Annotated in this window: 15 protein-coding genes; 5 read left to right on the top strand and 10 right to left on the bottom strand. The window is 72.6% G+C overall.

Features of this window, described 5'->3' with window-relative positions:
- Positions 1-70: 70 nt before the first annotated feature.
- The gene (locus ABEB07_RS00935) at positions 71-2482 is read left to right on the top strand and encodes an excinuclease ABC subunit UvrA (RefSeq protein WP_345666582.1); all 2412 of its coding nucleotides are present in this window, start codon (positions 71-73) and stop codon (positions 2480-2482) included.
- Positions 2483-2569: 87 nt separating this feature from the next.
- On the opposite strand, the gene ABEB07_RS00930 is transcribed toward ABEB07_RS00935, so the two are convergent.
- From ABEB07_RS00930 to ABEB07_RS00890, 9 genes are all read right to left on the bottom strand, one after another.
- Positions 2570-3349 (bottom strand): SDR family NAD(P)-dependent oxidoreductase, encoded by a 780-nt coding sequence (locus tag ABEB07_RS00930; RefSeq protein ID WP_345666581.1) that lies wholly within the window; start codon positions 3347-3349, stop codon positions 2570-2572.
- Between the two features lie 54 nt (positions 3350-3403).
- Positions 3404-4921: a pyridoxal phosphate-dependent decarboxylase family protein gene (locus tag ABEB07_RS00925; RefSeq protein ID WP_345666580.1), complete on the bottom strand. Its 1518-nt coding sequence runs from the start codon at positions 4919-4921 to the stop codon at positions 3404-3406.
- 94 nt (positions 4922-5015) lie between these two features.
- Positions 5016-5900, bottom strand: a complete 885-nt coding sequence (locus ABEB07_RS00920) for an endonuclease/exonuclease/phosphatase family protein (protein ID WP_345666579.1) — start codon at positions 5898-5900, stop codon at positions 5016-5018.
- Between the two features lie 37 nt (positions 5901-5937).
- On the bottom strand, positions 5938-7119 hold the full coding sequence (locus tag ABEB07_RS00915) for an anhydro-N-acetylmuramic acid kinase (RefSeq protein ID WP_345666578.1): 1182 nt from the start codon (positions 7117-7119) through the stop codon (positions 5938-5940).
- Positions 7120-7152: 33 nt separating this feature from the next.
- Positions 7153-8724 carry a sodium:solute symporter gene (locus ABEB07_RS00910; RefSeq protein WP_345666577.1) on the bottom strand — a complete coding sequence of 524 codons (1572 nt, stop codon included), beginning with the start codon at positions 8722-8724 and terminating at the stop codon, positions 7153-7155.
- A gap of 180 nt (positions 8725-8904) precedes the next feature.
- A complete protein-coding gene (locus ABEB07_RS00905) occupies positions 8905-9780 on the bottom strand; it encodes a carbohydrate ABC transporter permease (protein ID WP_164587504.1) in 876 nt (291 codons plus the stop codon).
- An 11-nt stretch (positions 9781-9791) separates the two neighbouring features.
- The gene (locus tag ABEB07_RS00900; protein WP_345666576.1) at positions 9792-10739 is read right to left on the bottom strand and encodes a carbohydrate ABC transporter permease; all 948 of its coding nucleotides are present in this window, start codon (positions 10737-10739) and stop codon (positions 9792-9794) included.
- 12 nt (positions 10740-10751) lie between these two features.
- Entirely contained in the window at positions 10752-12095 is a 1344-nt protein-coding gene (locus ABEB07_RS00895) for an extracellular solute-binding protein (protein ID WP_345666575.1), read from the bottom strand.
- Between the two features lie 145 nt (positions 12096-12240).
- On the bottom strand, positions 12241-13269 hold the full coding sequence (locus tag ABEB07_RS00890; RefSeq protein WP_425588933.1) for a LacI family DNA-binding transcriptional regulator: 1029 nt from the start codon (positions 13267-13269) through the stop codon (positions 12241-12243).
- 231 nt (positions 13270-13500) lie between these two features.
- Between ABEB07_RS00890 and ABEB07_RS00885 the strand changes: the two genes are divergently transcribed.
- Entirely contained in the window at positions 13501-15333 is a 1833-nt protein-coding gene (locus ABEB07_RS00885; RefSeq protein ID WP_345666573.1) for a glycoside hydrolase family 2 protein, read from the top strand.
- A gap of 62 nt (positions 15334-15395) precedes the next feature.
- On the opposite strand, the gene ABEB07_RS00880 is transcribed toward ABEB07_RS00885, so the two are convergent.
- Positions 15396-17543, bottom strand: a complete 2148-nt coding sequence (locus ABEB07_RS00880) for a cellulose binding domain-containing protein (protein ID WP_345666572.1) — start codon at positions 17541-17543, stop codon at positions 15396-15398.
- Positions 17544-17731: 188 nt separating this feature from the next.
- Between ABEB07_RS00880 and ABEB07_RS00875 the strand changes: the two genes are divergently transcribed.
- The 3 genes from ABEB07_RS00875 to ABEB07_RS00865 all read left to right on the top strand — a co-directional run bounded on the left by ABEB07_RS00875 (position 17732) and on the right by ABEB07_RS00865 (position 20900).
- Entirely contained in the window at positions 17732-18688 is a 957-nt protein-coding gene (locus ABEB07_RS00875; RefSeq protein ID WP_345666571.1) for a GlxA family transcriptional regulator, read from the top strand.
- Between the two features lie 232 nt (positions 18689-18920).
- Positions 18921-19919 carry a type I glyceraldehyde-3-phosphate dehydrogenase gene (gene gap / locus ABEB07_RS00870; RefSeq protein ID WP_164585838.1) on the top strand — a complete coding sequence of 333 codons (999 nt, stop codon included), beginning with the start codon at positions 18921-18923 and terminating at the stop codon, positions 19917-19919.
- A gap of 249 nt (positions 19920-20168) precedes the next feature.
- Positions 20169-20900: a hypothetical protein gene (locus ABEB07_RS00865; RefSeq protein WP_345666570.1), complete on the top strand. Its 732-nt coding sequence runs from the start codon at positions 20169-20171 to the stop codon at positions 20898-20900.
- Positions 20901-20913: the final 13 nt, after the last annotated feature.

The following is a 20913-nucleotide window of genomic DNA, read 5'->3' as shown; positions in this document are numbered from 1 at the left end:
TAAGGTCGGACTCCGGCGCCGACGACAGATCCGCGACGAAGGCGGGCCCGCCCCGACGGATGGAGAGACGATGAACACGGACACGAGGACGGGCCTGCGGACCTCCGGGCAGCCGTCCGGGCGGCACATCGCCGACAGCCACGACGTGATCCGTGTGCACGGCGCCCGCGTGAACAACCTCAAGGACGTCAGCATCGAGATCCCCAAGCGCCGACTGACGGTGTTCACCGGCGTCTCCGGCTCCGGCAAGAGCTCCCTGGTGTTCGGCACCATCGCCGCCGAGTCGCAGCGGCTGATCAACGAGACCTACAGCGCCTTCGTGCAGGGCTTCATGCCCACGCTGGCCCGGCCCGAGGTCGACGTGCTGGAAGGGCTCACCACCGCGATCATCGTGGACCAGCAGCGGATGGGCGCCGACCCCCGTTCCACGGTCGGCACCGCCACCGACGCCAACGCGCTGCTGCGGATCCTGTTCAGCCGCCTCGGCACGCCGCACATCGGCTCGCCCAAGGCGTTCTCCTTCAACGTCCCCTCTCTGAGCGGGGCCGGCGCGGTCACGGTCGAACGGGGCGGGAAGAAGGTGAAGGAGCGGCGCGAGTTCAGCATCACCGGCGGCATGTGCCCGCGCTGCGAAGGCCGCGGCCAGGTCACCGACCTCGACCCGGTGCAGCTCTTCGACGCCGCCAAGTCGCTCGCCGAGGGCGCGCTCACCGTGCCCGGCTACAAGGCCGGCGGCTGGAACCACCGGCTCTACAGCGAGTCCGGCCTCTACCCCGCGGACAAGCCGATCCGCGACTTCACCGAGACCGAGCTGCACGACTTCCTGCACCGCGAGCCGACCCGGATGAAGATCGCCGGCATCAACATGACGTACGAGGGCCTAATCCCGCGGATCCGGAAGTCGATGCTGGCCAAGGACCGGGAGGCGATGCAGCCGCACATCCGGGAGTTCGTGGACCGGGCCGTCGCCTTCACCGACTGTCCCGAATGCGGCGGTACCCGGCTCAGCGCGGCCGCCCGGTCCTCGCGGATCGACGGGCGCAGCATCGCCGACGCCTGCGCCGCGCAGATCAGCGACCTGGCGGCATGGGTCGGCGGCCTGGACGAGCCGTCCGTGGCGCCGCTGCTCGCCACCCTGCGGCAGACCCTGGACTCGTTCGTGGAGATCGGGCTCGGCTACCTCTCGCTCGACCGGCCCGCGGGCACGCTGTCCGGCGGCGAGGCGCAGCGCGTGAAGATGATCCGCCACCTCGGCTCCTCGCTCACCGACACCACCTACGTGTTCGACGAGCCCACCACGGGTCTGCACCCCCATGACATCCAGCGGATGAACGACCTGCTGCTGCGGCTGCGCGACAAGGGCAACACGGTGCTCGTCGTGGAGCACAAGCCGGAGGTCGTCGCGATCGCCGACCACGTCGTCGACCTCGGCCCCGGCGCGGGCACGGCGGGCGGAACGGTGTGCTTCGAGGGTGACGTCGAGGCACTGCGCGGCTCCGGCACCGTCACCGGCCGGCACTTCGACGACCGCGCCGGCGTGAAGGAGACGGTGCGCGAGCCCACCGGCAGGCTGGAGATCCGCGGTGCGCACACCCACAACCTGCGCGACGTGGACGTGGACGTCCCGCTCGGGGTGCTCTGCGCGGTCACCGGTGTGGCGGGTTCCGGCAAGAGCTCCCTCGTGCACGGGTCGCTGGGCGGTGGGGCGGCCGGGGTGGAGGTGGTGACGGTCGATCAGAGCCCGATCCGCGGCTCCCGGCGCAGCAATCCGGCGACGTACACCGGACTGCTCGACCCGATCCGCAAGGCGTTCGCCAAGGCCAACGGCGTCAAGCCGGCCCTGTTCAGTGCCAACTCCGAGGGCGCCTGCCCCACCTGCAACGGCGCCGGCGTCGTCTACACCGATCTGGCGGTGATGGCCGGGGTGGCGGTCACCTGCGAGGAGTGCGAGGGGAAGCGGTTCGACGCTTCGGTGCTGGAGTACCGTCTCGGCGGACGTGACATCAGCGAGGTGCTCGCGATGCCGGTGACCGAGGCCGAGGAGTTCTTCGGCGCGGGCCAGGCGCGCACACCCGCCGCGCACCGCGTTCTGGGCCGGCTCGCCGACGTCGGACTCGGCTACCTCACGCTCGGCCAGCCGCTCACCACGCTCTCCGGTGGCGAGCGGCAGCGGCTGAAGCTGGCCACGCACATGGCGGAGCAGGGCGGCGTCTACGTCCTGGACGAGCCGACCGCGGGACTGCACCTCGCGGACGTCGAGCAACTGCTCGGCCTGCTCGACCGGTTGGTCGACTCCGGCAAGTCCGTCATCGTCATCGAACACCACCAGGCGGTCATGGCGCACTCCGACTGGATCATCGACCTGGGTCCCGGCGCCGGCCACGACGGCGGCCGCGTCGTCTTCGAGGGCACTCCGGCCGACCTCGTCGCGGCCCGCTCCACCCTCACCGGCGAACACCTGGCGGCGTACGTCGGCGCCTGACCCACCCGGTGGCCGGGATCGTCCCCCGGCCACCGGCACCTACGGGACGGCACCGGGCGGCCCCGGAACCTGTCCGGCGCACAGGTGCTAGTGGACGGAGAAGCCGCCGTCCACGTAGATCGACTGGCCGGTGACGTAGGCCGAGGAGCGGCCGGCGAGCCATACCGCCGCACCCGCGAAGTCCTCGGCCAGGCCGTTGCGGCCGACCATCGTGCGTTCGGCGAGTGCGGCCACCTTCTCCGGGTCGGAGGACAGCCGCGCGTTCAGCGGCGTCATCACGAAGCCCGGCACGAGGGTGTTGCAGGTGACGCCGTACGGCGACCACGCCTCGGCCTGGGAGCGGGCGAGTGACTCCAGCGCCCCCTTGGAGACGCCGTACGCGCCGCTCCGCACGAACGCCCGGTGCGCCTGCTGGGAGGTGACGTGGATGATCCGGCCGAAGCCGCGTTCGGCCATGCCGGGTCCGAAGCGCTGCCCCAGCAGGAACGGCGCCTCCAGGTTCACCGTCATGGTGGTGTCCCACACGTCCTCGCCCAACTCGTCCATCGGCGGGCGCAGGTTGACGCCGGCGGAGTTGACGAGGATGTCCGGCTCGCCGAACACCGCGGCCGCCGCCTCGGCCGCCGCGCGCACTCCGTCGCGGCTGCCGAGGTCACCGCTGACCCAGCCCGCCCGGCAGCCCTCGGAGGTCAACTCATCGATCGTGGCGATCAGTTGGTCCTCCCTGCGGGCCACGACCACCACGCCGGCCCCGGCCCGGGCCAGCGCCCCGGCGATGGCCCGGCCGATGCCGGAGCTGCCCCCGGTCACCAGGGCGACCCGGCCGTCGAGCGAGAACAGTTGGGAGAGGTAGGGCTGTGCGTTCATGTGCGCAGCCTAGGCGGCACGTCCGCGCCGGTGGCGGCCGGACCGCGAGCCGGCTCAGACGCGGAACAGCGAGCCGATGAACTCCGCCAGCAGCCGCTCCTTCAGCCGGACCGGAAGCGCGTCCAGGAGCATCAGCACCGGCGCCATCCGGGTGGGCAGCGGGCCGTCACCGTCGAGGCCCGCGAAGGCGAGCACCGCGGCGACCTCCTGCGGGCCGAGGCGGTCGGGATCGAGTCCGGCGGCGAACTCGGCCAACGCCGGGTCGGGAGCGGTGGGTTCGCTCGCGCGGACGGCCTTCACCGCGTCCGCGAGATCCGCCAGCAGCGCTTCCACCCGGTCGCCGGTGGCCGGGGTCAGCGTCAGGTGCAGGTTGGGCGGCAACGGGCCGAAGGAGAGCTGCGGTTGGAGGTACCAGCCGCGCTCGCGCATCGCGTCCGCCAGGTGCAGCACCCGGCCGAGGTCCGGTGCGCCGTCCGCCCCGGTCACCGTGAACGCCACCAGGGAACCCGCCGGTTCGCCCAGGACCCGTACGCCGGGCAGGGCGCGCAGCGCCGGGACCAGCCGGTCGGCGGCGTCCGCGATCCGCCCGGCCAGCTCGGTGTACCCGTCCTCGCCGATGTGCCGCAGCACCGCCCACGCCTGGGCCAGCAGTCCGGCGGACTTGGTGCCCTGCACGGTCGGGTTGACCACCGGATAGCCGGGCCAGCCCGCGTGCGCGAAGTACTGGTGGCGGCGCAACTCCGCGTCCCGGTACAGGATCACGGAGGCCCCCTTGTCCGCGTAGCCGTACTTGTGCAGGTCCACGGAGAGGGACGTCACCCCCGGCACCGAGAGGTCGAACGGCTCCACCTCACGGCCCGTTCGGCGCAGGAACGGCAGGAACCAGCCGCCGATGCAGGCGTCCACGTGGCACAGGATCCCGCGCGCGGCGGCGGCCGCCGCGATGTCGGCCACCGGGTCCAGCACACCGTGCGCGTAGGACGGCGCCGACGCCACCACCAGCGCCGTCCGGTCGGTCAGCGCGGCCGCGACGGCCTCGGCCGGGGCACGGAAGCTCACCGGGTCGACCGGGACCACCACCGCCTCCAGGCCCAGATAGTGGGCGGCCTTGTGGAAGGCCGCGTGCGCCGTCGACGGCAGCACCAACTGGGGCCGGGTGACGCCTCGTTCGGCGCGGGCGTGGTCGCGGGCCGCCTTCACGGCGAGCAGGACCGACTCGGTGCCGCCGCTGGTGAAGGAGCCCTGCGCGCCGGGGGTCCCGAGCATCGCGGCGACCGCGCCCACCAGGTCGTTCTCCAGCCGCGCCACGCTCGGGAAGACCGTGGGGTCCAGGCCGTTGACGGTCGCGTACGTCCCGTACGCGGCGGCGGCCAGATCGTCCAGACCGGGCAGTCCCGCGTCGTAGACGTAGGCGAACGTGCGGCCGCCCCGGGTCGGGGCGTCACCGGCGCGCAGTGCGCGCAGCTCGGCGAGCAGTTCGTCGGCCGGGCGGCCCGGCGGCAGCGCGGCGGGGGAGGGCGAGGGGGCGGGGGCGGCGTCGGGTTCCTGGGGCGTCCACACGCCGCCGAGCATGGATCAGTGACGGGCGGTGTGGCAAGGGTGCTGCGGCGCGTGCGTACGAAGGCTGCCGCCCGCACCTGCGGCAGCCCCCGTACGTGGGCGCGGTTCAGGAAGCGTGCCCGCGCAGCAGCACATCGGCGACGACCGGCCGGTGGTCCGAGGCCGCCGTGTCGGCGGTACGGGCGCCGGAGACGGCGACCTCGGGGGAGACGGCGATCACGTCGATGCGCTTGACCGGGGCGAGCACGGGATACGTGTCTCCGGCGTCCGGGGCGGCGTCGCTCAGCGGTCCCCACAGTTTCGCCAGCTCGGGTGCGCCGGGTTCGGCGTTGAAGTCACCGACGAGGATCTTCGGCCCGTGGTCCTCGGCCAGGACGTTCAGCATGTCGTCGACCTGGGTGCGGCGGACCGACGGGTCGGGGCGGTAGTCGAGGTGGGTCGCGTAGACGTGCACCAGCGTGCCGCGGGCCCGGACCGTGACCTCGGCGAAGCCGGGCGCGGGCGCCGGCACGGGGTCGGGGGACTGGGTGGAGAGCCGGGTGATCTCGTGGTTCTCGGCGCCGACCACCGGCAGGCGGCTGAGCACCGCGACACCGAACCGCTGCCGCTGGGTGTGCCCGGCGGCCGGCGGCAGGTCGTAGACGGGGGCGAAGAAGACATGCATGCGCAGGCGCCGGGCCAGCTCCCGTGCCTCGTCGGTGAAGCCGCTGCGCTCGCCCCAGTGCACGTCGACCTCCTGGAGGCCGATCACGTCGGCGTCCAGGTCGCGGATCGCGCGGGCGGTGCGGTCGAGGTCGAAGACGTCGTCCTCGCCGGCTCCGGCGTGGATGTTGTACGTCGCCACCCGCAGCGGCACCGGCGGGGCAGGGTGTCCGGGGGCGGGCGACCGGTGGGCGGCGACGCCGGGGGAGGCCGCGCCGAGGGTGAGGGCGGCGGCGCACAGGGCGGCGGCCAGGATGCGGCGGGCGGACGTTCGGCTGGGGCGGGTCACTCGATCCTCCAAGCGGGTGGGAAGTCGACCGGTCGGGTCACCGCGCTGCGGCGGGGACGATCCGCAGCCGCGTCGGCGCGACGGCGGCCGGAGGGGGAAGGCGCGGAGGCGCGGCGCCGGGGGTGAGGGAGCCGAGCAGGGAGGCGTGCCGGGCCCCGGTGCACGAGGGCACGGTGGCGGGCAGCCCGTGCACGGTGAGGAAGCCCAGCACGGCGAAGGCGAGCGCCTCCTTGGCATCGGCGGGCAGCCCTACGGCGTCGCTGGTCAGGACCCGTACGCCGGGCAGTTCGGCGCCGATCGCGCGCAGCAGTACCGGGTTGCGCGCGCCGCCGCCGGAGACGACGAGTTCGGTGACGCGGTGGGCGCGGCAGGCGTCGGCGACGGTCACCGCGGTGAGCCGGGTCAACGTGGCGAGCATGTCGGCGAGTTCGAGGACGGGCCGGGCGGCGAGCGCGTCCAGCAGGTAGGGCAGGTGGAACAACTCCTTGCCCGTGGTCTTCGGGGCGGGCCGCCGGTAGTACGGCTCGTCCAGGAGCAGGGCCAGCAGCGCGGCGTCCACCCGGCCGGCCGCCGCGCCGCGCCCGTCCTCGTCGTAGTGGCGGGCGCCCCCGCTGAAGTGCCGTACGGCGGCGTCGAGCAGCGCGTTGGCCGGGCCGGTGTCGAAGGCGACCGGGTCGGCGGTGCGCGGGACGACGGTCACGTTGGCGATGCCGCCCAGGTTGAGCGCGGCGGCCACACCCGGGCGGCCGCGCAGCAGCAGTGTGTCGACCGCGCTGACCAGCGGGGCGCCCTGGCCGCCCGCGGCGACGTCGCGGCTGCGCAGGTCGGAGACCACGGGCAGGCCGGTGGCCTCCGCGATCCAGGCGGGGCGGCCGAGTTGCAGGGTGCCGCGGACCGTGCCGTCCTCGACCCAGTGGTGGACGGTCTGCCCGTGCGAGACCACCAGATCGGCGGCGCCGGAGCACAGCGTGCGCACGGCTTGCCCGGCGGCGTCGGCGAAGGCCCGGCCGATGAGGGTGTCCAGCCGGCAGACGGCCTCGACGGTCGTCGCGGCGGGCGGCAGGACGGCCGCGATGCCGTCGCGCGTCTCCCGCGGCCAGGGCAGGCTGCGGGCGCCGAGCACCGTCATCACCAACTCGTCTCCGTCGAGCCGCAGTTCGGCCGCGGCGGCTTCGATGGCGTCGTAGGAGGTGCCGGACATGAGGCCGATCACACGCATGCTGTCTCCGTGCGGGAGGACGAAGGGGCCGGCTCAGCGGGACGGGGCGCTCCGCGGCCGGGTTCCCTCGGCCGCGCCCGGCTCGTCGCCGCCGCCGGTTGCCGGGGCGGCTGTCGGCGGGCGGTGGAAGAGACTCATCGTGCCGCCCACGGCCAGCGTGAGGAGCACGCCGATCGGCACGAGCCACTGCGCGGCGATGCCGGCGGCCACGGTCGTCCCCGCGACCTGCGTGTCGATCTTCACGCCGCGTACGACATACGTCATCACCGCCACCGTCACCACGAACGACACCAGGGAGTCCGTCTCGTTGGCCCGCTTGACGAGCCGGCCCAGCAGGAAGGCGCCGAGCAGGGCGCCGTAGGTGTAGCCGGCGATGGTCAGGCCGGTGAGGTACACGTTGCCCGTGCTGGTGCTGAACGCGCAGGCGAAGACCGCCATCAGCACCGCCCACACCAGCGTCATCGCCCGCGCCAGCCGCAGCATGGTGTCCTCGGCGGGTGCGCGTCCGAGGAGGGCGCGGAACAGGTCGGAGACGGTCGAGTTGGACATCGAGTTGAGGGCGGAGGACAGCGAGCCCATCGCCGCGCCCAGGATGCCCGCCACCAGCAGGCCCGAGATGCCGACGGGCAGGCCGTGCAGGATGAAGTCGGGGTAGAGGTCGTCCGAGCTGCGCAGCCCGAGGTCGGTGACGGAACGGCCGTCGTCGTACGCCCACAGCAGTGCGCCGACCAGGGAGAACGCGGCGAACTGGACGGTGATGAAGACACCCGAGCCGATCATCGCCTTCTGGCTGTCGCGCAGCGAGCGGGTGGCCAGGATGCGCTGGACGATCAGCTGGTCCGAGCCGTGGCTGGCCATGGCGAAGACGGCGCCGCCGAGGATCGCCGTCGGCAGGGCGAAGGAGTTGGTCAGGACGTGGCTGAGGGAGAAGTCGGTGTCGAAGACCCGGAAATGGCCGCTGTGCAGGGCGTCGCCGAAACCCTGGGCTCCGACGTGTCCGGACAGCACCGCGATCGCGAGGACGGCGCCGCCGAGATAGAGCAGCATCTGCACGGCGTCGGTCCAGATGACCGCCTTGATGCCGCCGAGGTAGGTGTAGAGCACGGTGACGGCGGTGACCGCGACGATGATCGTCCGGTAGCCGGCGCCGACGCCCAGCTCGTCCAGCAGCAGCTTGATCGGAATGGCCGAGGCGAACAGGCGGACGCCCTCCGCGAGCAGCCGGGTGATCACGAAGGTGACGGAGGCCAGCCCTTGCAGCAGCGGGCCGAAACGGTCCCCCAGATACGCGTAGGCGCTGACGAAGCCGCCGCGCTTGTAGAGCGGGATGAGCAGTGTGGCGACGGCGACCCGGCCGATGACGTAGCCGAGGGCGAGTTCGACGTTGCCGAAGGCCTGGCCGCCGTAGGCGCCGCCGGGGACGCTGATCACGGTGAGGACGCTGGTCTCCGTGGCCACCACCGAGAAGCACACGGTCCACCAGGGCATCCGGCCCTCGCCGACGAAGTACTCCGTCGCGGTGCGCTGCCGCCCGGACAGTCGCAGGCCCAGCCAGGCGATCGCGACGAGGTAGACGATGATCACTACGAGATCGAAGTGGCGCACGAGCACGTGCTCCTCAGCGGACGGCGCCGGCGGCGGAAGAGCGTCGGCGCGACGCGTTTCTGACGGTGCGTCAAGTATGGGAACGGGGCGTACGCGTTGTCAATGAGCAACACCCGCACCTTTGTTCAGGACGACCGGTCGTGTCCCGCTCACGACCGGTCGTGCCCTACTCGACCGCCGTCACTTGATTCCCGTCGTCGCGATCCCCTGCGTGATCTGGCGCTGGAAGACCAGGAAGACCGCGATGAGGGGCAGGAAGCCGAGGACGGAGGAGGCCATGACCTCGGCGTACTGGATGTTGGTGTTGTTCACCAGGGAGGCCAGGCCGACGGGGATGGTCTGCGACTTGGTCTGGTTGAGGACCAGCAGGGGCCACAGGAAGGAGTTCCAGGAGGTGATGAAGGTGAGGATCGCGACCGTGGACAGGGCCGGCCGGCAGATCGGCATGCACACCGTCGCGTACACCCGCCACCAGCTCGCCCCGTCGATGCGCGCGGCCTCGATCAGCGGCATCGGGATGCCCCGGAAGAACGCCTGGAAGACGAAGACCGAGACCGGCGCGGCCACCGACGGCAGGATCAGCGCCCAGAAGGTGCCGAGCAGGTGGAAGGAGCGGTACTCGATGAACTGCGGCAGCACCAGCGCCTCGCTCGGCAGCATCAGTCCCGCCGCGACCAGCGCCATGACCGCGGCCCGGCCGCGGTAGCGCAGGAAGGCCAGCGCGAAGCCCGCCATCGAGCAGAACGCCACCGTGAACACGACGGCGAGGGTGGAGATGACCAGGCTGTTGAGGTACCAGGTGCCGATCGGGTAGTTGTCCCACGCGTAGGAGTAGGCGTGCAGGGACCAGCCGCCGGCGAACGGCGAGGTCGGGTTCTGGGTGATCGAGCCGTCCGAGCGCAGCGAGGTGATCAGCGCCCAGGCGAAGGGCACCAGCCAGATCAGGGCGAACAGGGTCAGGCACACGGCGCACAGCCGGTTGAAGAGTTTCGCGCCGTTGACGGCCGGCGCGTCCCGCCGCGCGGCGGCCGTGGGATGGGTGTCGATGGTGGTCATGGGTCCTCCGCTCAGGCCGCGGTGCTGTTCGCGCGCCGGCGCCGCAGCCCGTACCAGGCCGCCGACACCGCGACGATGACGACGAAATAGACCATGGTGGCGGCGGCGCCGTAGCCGCCCCGGTACGAGGTGAAGCCGGTGTCGTAGATGTACTCGATGACGGGTCGGGTGGACTGGTTCGGGCCGCCGGCCAGCAGCAGGTAGATCTGGTCGAAGACCTTCAGGGAGGCCAGGATCTGGAGGATGAGGACCAGGCTCGTGGTCCGGGCGAGCAGCGGCACCGTGATGTGCCGGATCTGCTGCCAGGGGCTCGCCCCGTCGATGGCCGCCGCCTCGTACACGTCCGGCGGCACGTCCTGGATGCCGGCGGTGTAGAGGACGAAGTTGAAGCCGAAGGTCCACCACAGGGTCATCAGCGTCACGGCGGTCCAGCCGCCCGAGGTGCTGCCGATGAAGTCGGGCACCGGCAGTCCGACCGAGCCGAACAGCTTCGGCAGCAGTCCGATCTGCGGGGTGTACATCCACAGGAAGATCAGCGCGACCACGGACGACGGCACGACGTACGGCGCGAAGAACGCCACCCGGTAGAAGACCCGGCCGCGCCGCATCCGGGAGGCGAGGATGGCGACGACCAGGGCGAGGATCACCAGCGGGGGCGTGGTCAGCAGGGTGAAGAGCACCGAGTGCCACATGGCGTCCCAGAACAGGGAGTCGGTGATCACCTCGCGGTAGTTGGCCAGGCCGACGAAGTCGCCGAGCCCGCTCTTGACGGTGGTGGTGTTGAAGAAGCTCAGCACCACGCCCACGAGCAGCGGGCCGATCAGGAACAGCAGATAGATCACGAGGAAGGGGGCGGTGAGCAGCGCACCGGCCCGGCGTTCGGAACGGGGCGGCCGGTCGGCGGGCGGGGTCGTTGCGGACGCCGCGGGTGCCGGTCGCGTCGGGACGACGGTCGTCATGGTGGCTGCCTCCTACTTCATCGTGACCGGCGGTCGGGCCGTGGTGTACCGCTTCAGGGCGGAGCGCATGCTGGGGACCATGCCCTGGGGCGAGATCCGCCCGGCGAGGGCCTCGATGACGGTTCCGCCCACGACGCTCTGGAAGTCCGAGCCCGCGCCGGTGTACCAGGCCACCGGGTCGTACTGGGCGTTGAAGGCGGCCTGGACGTAGTTGCGCTGCGGCGACTGGTCGAGGAACGCCTTGCTGCGCTGGGTGGGCAGCCAGGCCGGGATGTGCCCGCCCTCGGCCCAGACGGCGCTGTGGTCGAGCAGGCTCTTGATGAACTCGGCCGCGGTGCGGGTGCGGGCGTCCGAGCGCTTGCCGCTGCGCGGGACGACCAGCGCGTGCGAGTCGGCGTACGCCACCGGCTTCGGCCCGAGCAGCGCCGGGAACGGCACGACGTTGAAGCGCAGGCTCTTGACCAGCCGGTAGGAGGGGATCTGCCACTCGCCGTCGAAGAGGAAGCCGGCCTTGCCCGTGCTGAACAGGGCGTTGGCGCCGGAACCGGTGAGGTTCTTCGGCATCAGGCCGCCCGCGGTGAGGCTCTGCATGAAGGAGACCGTCTCCCGCACCGCCTCGCCGTCGAGGTCGACCTTCGTACCGGAGTCCGTGACGACCGGGCCGGCCAGGCCGGAGTAGATCATGCTGAAGTAGCGCCAGGCCGTCGACGGGTCCGCGGTGATCGACATCACCGCCCCGTACTGGGCGCCGGCCGTCTCCTTCATCGCCTTCACGGCGTGGAGGAAGTCCTCCTTGCCCTTGAGCGGGACCAGGCCGTCGCCGGACGCGTCGAGCAGCCCGGCCTTCTTCGCCAGGTCCACGTTGTAGTAGAGGACGAAGGGGTGGGTGTCCAGGGGGACCGCGTACGCGGTGCCGTCCACGGTGGCCTTCTTCCAGGCCGCGGGTGTGAACCGGTCCTCGGTGACGCCCAGCTCGGTGGCCCCGGTGTTCCCGATCGGTTCCAGCAGGCCGGAGGCGGCCAGCAGCGGCAGCCGGGACAGGTGGGTGATGCCGACGTCCGGGGGTGTGCCGCTCGCCGTGGCCAGCGCCAGTTTCGTGTAGTACGGATTGCCCCAGCCCAGGATGGTCGCCTCGACCGAGGTGCCGGGATTCGCCTTGCGGAAGGCGTCCTCCATCAGCACCATGTTGGCGCCGTCACCACCGGTGAACAGATTCCAGAAGATGACGTCCGCGGTGTTCGGCTGCGAGCCCGTCAGGCCGGACGCGAGCGGGGAGGAGCACGCCGCGAGCCCTCCGGTCAGGGCAAGACCACCGCCAAGGGCCAGGAACCGACGGCGTGCCATCGCTCCGCTCATGGGGGTATTCACCTCGTTAATTCGATGTGAACTCGATGGCGCAGACCTTGGCACACGATTTGCAACGATGCAATAGGTGGCCGGCAAGAAGCCGGCCGCCCCCGTCAGCGGGCCCGCGCCCGACGCGCCGCGCGCCCCGCGCCGCTCACCGTCCCGCCGACCGCCAGCGCGAGGACGCGCGCACCACCAGCCGGAACGGCGTCGCCTCCTGCGCCGCCGCGGCGACCGGCGCCCCCGGCTCCCCGGGCCCCGCCGACGTCCCGGACTGCTCCTCCAGCAGGGCGAGCGCCCGCTCTGCGATCACATCCAGGTCCGGGGCGATGGAGGTGAGCGGCGGGTGGGTGTACGCCGCCTCCTGGATGTCGTCGATGCCGGCCACCGCGACGTCCTCGGGCACCCGCACCCCGGAGGCGTCCAGCGCCCGCAGCGCGCCCACCGCCAGCGCGTCGTTGAAGGCGAAGACCGCGTCGGGCAACGGGCCGTCGCCCTCCAGCAGTTCCCGCACGGCCGCGAAGCCCTGCTCCCTGGTCCAGTCCTCGACCGGCACGACCAGCCAGTTCACCCGCCGTACCCGGGCCGCCGACATCGCCTGCCGGTAGCCCTCGGTGCGCTGGCGGCCGTTCTCGCTGCCGTTCTGCCCCAGCGCCACGATCCTGCGGCAGCCCTGCTCCACCAGGTGTCCCACCGCCGTGCGGGCCGCCGCCACGTTGTCGATGCCGACCCGCGGGAACTGGTCGCCCACGCTGTGCTCGCCCAGCATGACCAGCGGGAAGTCGGGCGTGCGCGCGCCGACGTCGGCCGCCGGCACGGTCAGCGCGCTCAGCAGCACCCCGTCGGCCACGTTGGTCAGACCGCCGTCCAGGATGCGCCGCTCCACCTCGCTGTCGCCCGCCGTCGCCTCCACCAGCACCGTGATCCCGCGCCGCCCGGCGGCCCGGATGACGGCCTGGGCCAGCTCGGCGAAGTACGGCTCGGCGAGGTAGGGCACCGCCAGCGCGATGAACCCGGTACGGCCCGACCGCAGGCCGCGCGCCAGGTAGTCCATCCGGTAACCCAGCTCGTCCAGCGAGCGCTGCACCTTGGCGCGGGTGTCCGGGCTCACATGCGGATAGCCGCTGACCACGTTCGACACCGTCCGCACCGAGACGCCGGCGTGCTCGGCCACATCCCGCATCCGCACCCTGGCCACTTGCGGCCTCCTTCCCGTCGAGTCGGCCCCCCGAGTCTGCCGCACCCGCGGCCCGGGCGGAGAGCCGCGCCCTCCCCCGCACCCTCCATCGGGCCTTGCATCGATGCAAACGAACACTCATGATGACAGGGCTTCGATTCTGAACACACCGATCAGCGCCGATATCCGTTGTGCCGGCGCATGCCCGGCATGCCGGAAACGGCAGAAGGAGGACTCGTGAGGGCGAGCGAGCAGGACGGGACGTATCCGAGGCCGATCCTGCGCCGGGAGCGGTGGCACAGCCTCGACGGCGTCTGGGACTTCGCCTACGACGACGAGGGCGCCGGCGAGCGCGAGGCGTGGTTCGCCGAGGGCGCGGCCGACGCCTTCGACCGGCGGATCACCGTCCCGTTCCCGCCCGAGGCCCCCGCCTCCGGCATCGGCGAGACCGACCCGCACCGGGTGGTCTGGTACCGCCGCGGCATCCCCCACACGTTGCTCGCCGCCGGCGACGGCGACCGGGCGCTGGTGCACTTCGGGGCCGTCGACCACCGCGCGAAGGTCTGGCTCGACGGCCGGCTCGTCGCCGAACACACCGGCGGACACAGCCCGTTCACCGCCGACGTCACCGACGCGCTGCGCCCCGGCGCCGACGAGCACGTCCTCGTCGTCCGCGCCGAGGACGACCCCGCCGACCTCGCCCAGCCGCGCGGCAAGCAGGACTGGCAGGACCGGCCGCACGCCGTCTGGTACGACCGCACCACCGGCATCTGGCAGACCGTGTGGACCGAGACCGTCACCGCCCAGCACATCACCGACCTGGCCTGGCTCCCCGACCCGGCACGCGGCGTCCTCGCCGAGATCACCCTCGCCGAGACCCCCGGCGCCCCGCTGGCCGTCGACATCGTGCTGAGCCACGACGGAGAGGTGCTCGCCGAGAGCACCACCACCGTCCGCACCCCGCGCAGCCGCGTCGACCTCGTCGTCCCCGCGCTGCGCAACGGCATCGACCGCGAGGACCTGCTGTGGAGCCCCGAGCGGCCCACCCTGCTCGACGCCCGGGTCACCGTGCGCGACGCCGCCACCTCGACCGTCCTCGACACCGTCGACAGCTACGTCGGAGTGCGCGAGACCGGCGTCGGCCAGGGCGCCTTCCTGCTCAACGACCGCCCCTACTACGTCCGTTCGGTGCTCAACCAGGGCTACCGCACCGACACCCACCTCGCCAACGCCGGCACCGACGAGCTGCGCCGCGAGGTGGAGCTGATCAAGGCCATGGGCTTCAACGCGGTCCGCATCCACCAGAAGGCCGAGGACCCCCGCTTCCTGTACTGGGCCGACCGGCTCGGCCTGCTGGTGTGGGGCGAGGCCCCGGCCGCCTACGAATTCGGCCCGTACGCAGTGGAGTTGTTCACCCGCGAATGGCTGGAGCTGGTCCGGCGCGACCGCAGCCACCCCTCCATCGTCACCTGGGTGCCGGTCAACGAGAGCTGGGGCGCCTCCGAGATCCCGCACGACGCCGCGCAGTGCCACTACTCCCTCGCCCTGGCCAGCCTCACCCGCGCCCTCGACCCCACCCGGCCGGTCCTGTCCAACGAGGGCTGGGAGCACACCGACAGCGACATCCTCGGCGTGCACGACTACTCCTCCGACCCCGACGAGCTCACCCACCGCTACGGCGACGCCGCCGCCTTCGACGCGGTGCTGGCCGGCCCGGGCCCGCAGGGGCGGACGCTGGCGGTCACCCGGCGGCAGACCGAGCGCTACGCGGCGGGCGACGCACCGCTGATGATCACCGAGTTCGGCGGCCTGTCGCTGCGCGCCGACGCGGACGACTTCTCCTACACCCGGACCAGCTCCGACACCCAGTACGCCGCGCTGCTCGGCGACCTGTTCGCCGCGCTGCGCTCCAGCTCCGTCGTCGCGGGCTTCTGCTACACCCAGTTCATGGACACCGCCCAGGAGACCAACGGCCTGCTCTTCCCGGACGGTTCGCCGAAGCTGCCGCTGGAGACGATCCGCCGCATCGTCACCGGGGAGAAGGAGGCCGCCGCGACGCCGGCCGACTGAGCGGACCCGACGAGGCGGGGGCGCGCGACCGAAGCCGCCCGCCCCCGCATCACCCGCCTGGGTCAAGTCGTCGTGCAGACGGTGCCGTTGAGGGTGAACACCGTCGGCGCCGAGTACGCGCCCGAGTTGGCGCCGGTGAAGCCGAAGGACACCGAGTTGCCGCCGTGCGCGGCCAGAGTGGCGTTGTACGCCACCGGCGTCGCGATCACGTTCCGGCCGGACTGGGCGACCTTGGCGTTCCAGTACCCGGTCACCGAGACCCCGTTGTCCGGGAAGGAGTACGCGAGGGTCCAGCCGTCGATCGGGTTCGGCCCGGTGTTGGTGACCGTGACCTGGGCGTTGAAGCCGCTGCCCCAGCCCCCGGTGAGCCGGTAGGCCACCTCGCAGGTCGAGGTCGCGGGCGACGTGGTGCGCACCGTCACCGGGTCCGAGGCGCGCGACAGCCGTCCGTCGGCGTCCCGGGCCAGGACGTTGAGCGTGTACGTGGCGCCCGGGGTCAGGTTGCGCACGGTCGCCGAGGTGGCGTTCGTGCCGGTCAGCAGCTCGCTGGTGGTGCCCTGCTGCCGGTAGACCTCGTAGCGGACCGGGGCGCCGCCGGTGGACGGCGACCACGACAGCGTCGCGGTGGTGTCGGTGACCGAAGTGACCTTCGGCGACCGCGGCGGGCCCACGGCGGCGGCGGTGCCGCCGCGGGGGTGCAGGGTGAGCGTGGTGATCGAGTAGGGCGGCAGCGTCCGGGACGAGCCGTCGCCCGTGCCGGTCTCGATGGCGGAGCCCCGGTCGCGGAAGACCGCCACGTCGGCGGGCGAGCCGTCCGCCGTGAAACCGCTCAGGCGCAGCCGCGCGGTGTGCGACGCCGAGGGGTCCTTGTTGATCAGCAGCACGCTCAGGTCCCCGTCCGCCTGCCGTACCGCGTGCGCGGCCACCAGCGGGTCGTCCGTGCCCGCGTTGACGAGCTGGTCGCCGGGACGGCCGGCGTGGCTGAGCATCTGGATGCCGTAGTACGGCGGGAAGGGCGTGTTGACGGGCGGCTCGCAGACCGAACCGGTGCAGCCTCCGCTGGACAGCAGCCCCATGTCGCCGTAGTCGGTGGCTCCGTCCGGAGCCGTGGAGATCGTGCCGGCGCCGTTGTGGGTGTCCCACCAGTCCACCGTGAACACTCCGTTGGCCAGCGCGGTGAGATACGTGTCGGCGGCGAACAGCGCGTTGGGCTGGGTGTCCATCAGCACGTTGGAGTTGGTCTCCGTCAGCGCGATCGGCGTGTCCGCCGCGCCCGCCGCGGCCAGCTCGGCCCGCAGCTGCTGTAGTTCGCCCGCCAGTTGGGAGGGCGTGGTGAGCATGCCGGCCGCGTCCGAGCCGCCCGGATACCAGTGCACGATCACGAAATCGGCCTTGCCCGCCACGAGCGGGACGACCGTGTGGTTCCAGTCCGCGCCGTCGCCGTCGGCCACCACGCCGTCCGGCCAGTTGCCCGGGGTGGTGAGCACCGCGCCGACCTTGATCGTCGGATCGACCGCCTTCATCGCGGAGATGTAGTCGAGGACGCCGTGCGCGTAGGCGGCGGGGGAGCGGTCGGCGTGCTCGTCGGTCTCCCAGCCCGAGCCGTAATGCCCGTTGCCGTACAGCTCGTTGCCGACCTCCCAGAACTTCGCGCCGTACTTCTTGGTCACGTTGGCGTACCGCACCCAGCCGGCCGCCTCCTCGGGCGTTCCCGAGCCGTAGTTCGCGATCAGGATGGGCTGGGCGCCGGCCTTCTGGACGGTGCCCATGAAGGAGTCGAAGTCGGTGCCGGGGGCGACGTAGCCGCCGGGCGCGGTGTGCGTCTGCCAGTGGTAGATGTCGCCGTAGCTGCCGCCCGGGTAGCGCAGCATGCCGATGCCGGCGGCCTTGACCAGGTCCTGGGTGTCGGGGGTGTTCATGTGCGCGTCCCAGATCGCGCTGTTGAGCCCGTAGGCGGTGTCCGGGAGGGTGCCGAGGCCCTGGTCGGCGTTGACGGTGACGTCTACGGCGGCCGGCTCGTCGGCCGCGGCGATCGCGCCGGGCAGGGTGGTCGCGTCGGCCGCGGCGGCCGGGAGCCGGGCGGCGGTGGCCAGCAGGGCGGCGGCCACCGCCCCGGCGGCCAGGGCCCGGCGGACGGGTCCCGGCCCGCGCAGCCGCGTGCGGGGCGGCCGGCCCGTCGGTCTGCGGTCGTGCGGTGCGGCAGCGTGCACGGCGGTTCTCACCTTCGTCGCGGGGAGGTCGGCGGGATGTGCTGCGTGCGGGCGCTCCGGAGGAGCGATACAGGCGTGGGAGCGCTCCCATATTGTTAGGGGGTGGTCGGTGCGCCTGTCAATAAGCGTGCGGCGGCCCGGCGGGGCGGTCGCCGGGCCGCCGCGAAGCGCCCGCGTACCCTGGTCCCGTGTCCGCCCCCGCCCCGCGCCGCGTCGCCGTTCTCGTGCTGGAGGGCGCGAAACCGCTCGACGTGGGGATCCCGGCGCAGGTGTTCACCACGCGGGCGAGCATGCCGTACGAGGTACGGGTGTGCGGGGCCGCGCCCGGTCTGGTGACCGGCGGCGACGGCCTGTCCTACCACGTCGCCCACGGTCTGGAGGCTCTGGAGTGGGCGGACCTCGTCTTCCTCCCCGGCTACCGCTTCCCGGACCGCGACGACCCGCCGCCACCAGTGGTCGACGCGCTGCGCGCCGCCCATGGCCGGGGTGCGCGACTGGCCGCCATCTCGACGGGCGCGTTCGCGCTCGCCGCCACCGGCCTGCTGGACGGCAGGCGCGCCACGACCCACTGGCACTACTCGGCGGCGCTCGCGGCCAAGCACCCGCTCGTGCGGGTGGACGAACATGTGCTGTTCGTGGACGAGGGCAGCGTGCTGACCTCGGCCGGCGCGGCCTCCGGCATCGACCTGTGCCTGCACATCCTGCGCGGCGATCTCGGGGTGGCCGCCGCCAACCACGCGGCACGGCGGCTCGTCGCCGCGCCCTACCGCAGCGGCGGTCAGGCGCAGTACGTGCCGCGCAGCGTGCCCGAGCCGCTGGGCGAGCGGTTCGCCGCCACCCGCGAGTGGGCGCTGCACCGGCTCGGCGAGCCGCTCACCCTCGACGTGCTGGCCCGGCACGCGGCCGTGTCACCGCGCACGTTCTCGCGGCGCTTCGTGGAGGACACCGGGTACACGCCGATGCAGTGGGTCATGCGGGCCCGTGTCGACGTCGCCCGTGAGCTGCTCGAACGCTCCGAGCGGAGCGTGGAGCAGATCGCCGCGGACGTCGGCCTGGGCACCGGCGCGAATCTGCGGCTGCACTTCCAGCGCATTCTCGGCACGACACCGAGCGAGTACCGGCGCACGTTCGCCCGGGGGGAGTGAGGGCGAGGCTGCCGAGACGCGCGGCGGGCTTCGTGACGGGAGGCGTGTACGGCGGGAGGGCTGTGCGGCGTGTCCCGCGGTGGTTGCGGTGGTTGCGGTGGTGGTCGTGACGGCGGACGCGATGGCGGACGTGTGACTGGCGAGATCCTTGCGGACCGTGGCACTCACGCCGCTGTCCCGGACCGGCGCGGCGCGCGATCTTGGGGGTGACCAGCCAGAAGGGACCCCACTCATGACCCGCATCGCCATCAACGGATTCGGCCGCATCGGACGCAACGTGCTGCGCGCGCTGCTGGAGCGCGACAGCGAACTGGAGATCGTCGCCGTCAACGACCTCACCGAGCCCGCGACCCTCGCGCGGCTGCTCGCCTACGACAGCACGGCGGGCCGGCTCGGCCGCCCGGTGAGCGTCGACGGCGACACCCTCGTCGTCGACGGCCGCCGGATCAAGGTGCTCGCCGAGCGCGAGCCGGCGCGACTGCCCTGGACCGAGCTGGGCGTCGACGTCGCCCTGGAGTCGACCGGCCGCTTCACCTCGGCGAAGGCCGCCCGCGCCCACCTCGACGCGGGCGCGGCCAAGGTGCTCGTCAGCGCGCCCTCGGACGGCGCGGACGTCACGCTCGCGTACGGCGTCAACACCGACGCCTACGACCCCGCGCTGCACACGGTGATCTCGAACGCCTCCTGCACGACCAACGCCCTCGCGCCGCTGGCCGCGGTCCTGGACCGGCTCGCGGGCATCGAGCACGGGTTCATGACCACCGTGCACGCCTACACGCAGGAGCAGAACCTCCAGGACGGTCCGCACCGCGACGCCCGCCGTGCCCGCGCCGCCGGCGTCAACATCGTGCCGACCACGACCGGCGCCGCGAAGGCGATCGGCCTGGTGCTGCCGAACCTGGACGGTAAGCTGTCCGGCGACTCGATCCGCGTACCGGTCCCGGTCGGCTCCATCGTGGAGCTGAACACGACCGTCGCCCGCGACGTGACGCGCGAGGACGTGCTGGCGGCGTACCGCGCCGCGGCCGAGGGGCCGCTCGCGGGCGTTCTGGAGTACTCGGAGGACCCGCTGGTGTCCTCCGACATCACCGGCAACCCGGCCTCCTCGATCTTCGACTCGGCCCTCACCCGCGTCGACGGCCGGCACGTCAAGGTGGTCGCCTGGTACGACAACGAGTGGGGTTTCTCCCACCGCGTGATCGACACCCTGGAACTCCTCGCCGGCCGCTGACGGCGCACGGACGGCCCGCCCCGCGGGGCGGGCCGCCGGTGTCGCGGCGCCACGACCCAGGGGGATGTGCGAACACGTATTCCCTCGCTGTCGACCTCCTGTGACACTCCCGAGAACCCGCCGTCGATTTCCTGTACTTGAATTACCCTCAGTCGCCACCCCCCGGTCTCATCGGTCAGCGAGCACCACGATTTCGATGAGCGGCGGCATCAAGACCCTTTTCTCCACGGCCGCACACAGGAGTTTTTGATGCCCATCACCTTCGCCCGCCGCAGTGTCCTGACCGCCGCCACCGTGCTGCTCGCCGGGGCCCTCGGGGCCACCGCCGTCCTGCCCGCGGCGGCGGCCCCGGCCGGCCCCGCTCGAACCGTCTCCCGCGTCGCCGGCACCGACCCGGGGGCCCGCTACGCGGGCAAGGCCGTGGCCATCGGCGGGGGCATGGCCGCCGTCCTGCGCAACGACCCCCGGGCCGGCGGCCCGGAGGCGTGGATCCGCGCCGTGGGGCCGCACTGGAAGCCGGGTGACGCGTACATGTACCGCGTCCTCGCCAAGCTGGACTCCACCACCCGCACGGCACGGCAGGGCGGCCGGTCGCTGGAACTGACCGGCGTCACCGGCTCCGCCCCCACGCTGCGGGTGCGCACCGCCGCGGGCGTCACCAGGACCTACGCGCTGCCCAAGGCGGGCACCGCCGACGCACGGGGCTGCACCGTCATCAAGGAGGCATCCATCGGGGCCGGCACGATGGCCGTGCTCAGCAACGGCCCCACGGGTCCGCAGGCCTTCTTCAAGGACGCCGGCGACGGCACCCGCTTCGGCGGCGTCGTCAACCGCGCCCACCCGGCCCTGCCCGAGAGCGCCGGATTCGTCGCCCGCGTCAACGGCGCGAACGGCCCGGCGCCCGTCCTCGTCACCAACATGGAAGGCGGCGGCCACCCCGCCACCACGACGCCTTTCCCGAAGCCGGGCTGTCTGAAGTGACGGCCCGGGTCGT

The organism is Streptomyces similanensis (assembly GCF_039543625.1).
Taxonomy (GTDB): Bacteria; Actinomycetota; Actinomycetes; order Streptomycetales; family Streptomycetaceae; genus Streptomyces; species Streptomyces similanensis.
Note: the sequence above shows the minus strand (reverse complement) of the source record. Positions and strands in the feature narration are given on the sequence as shown.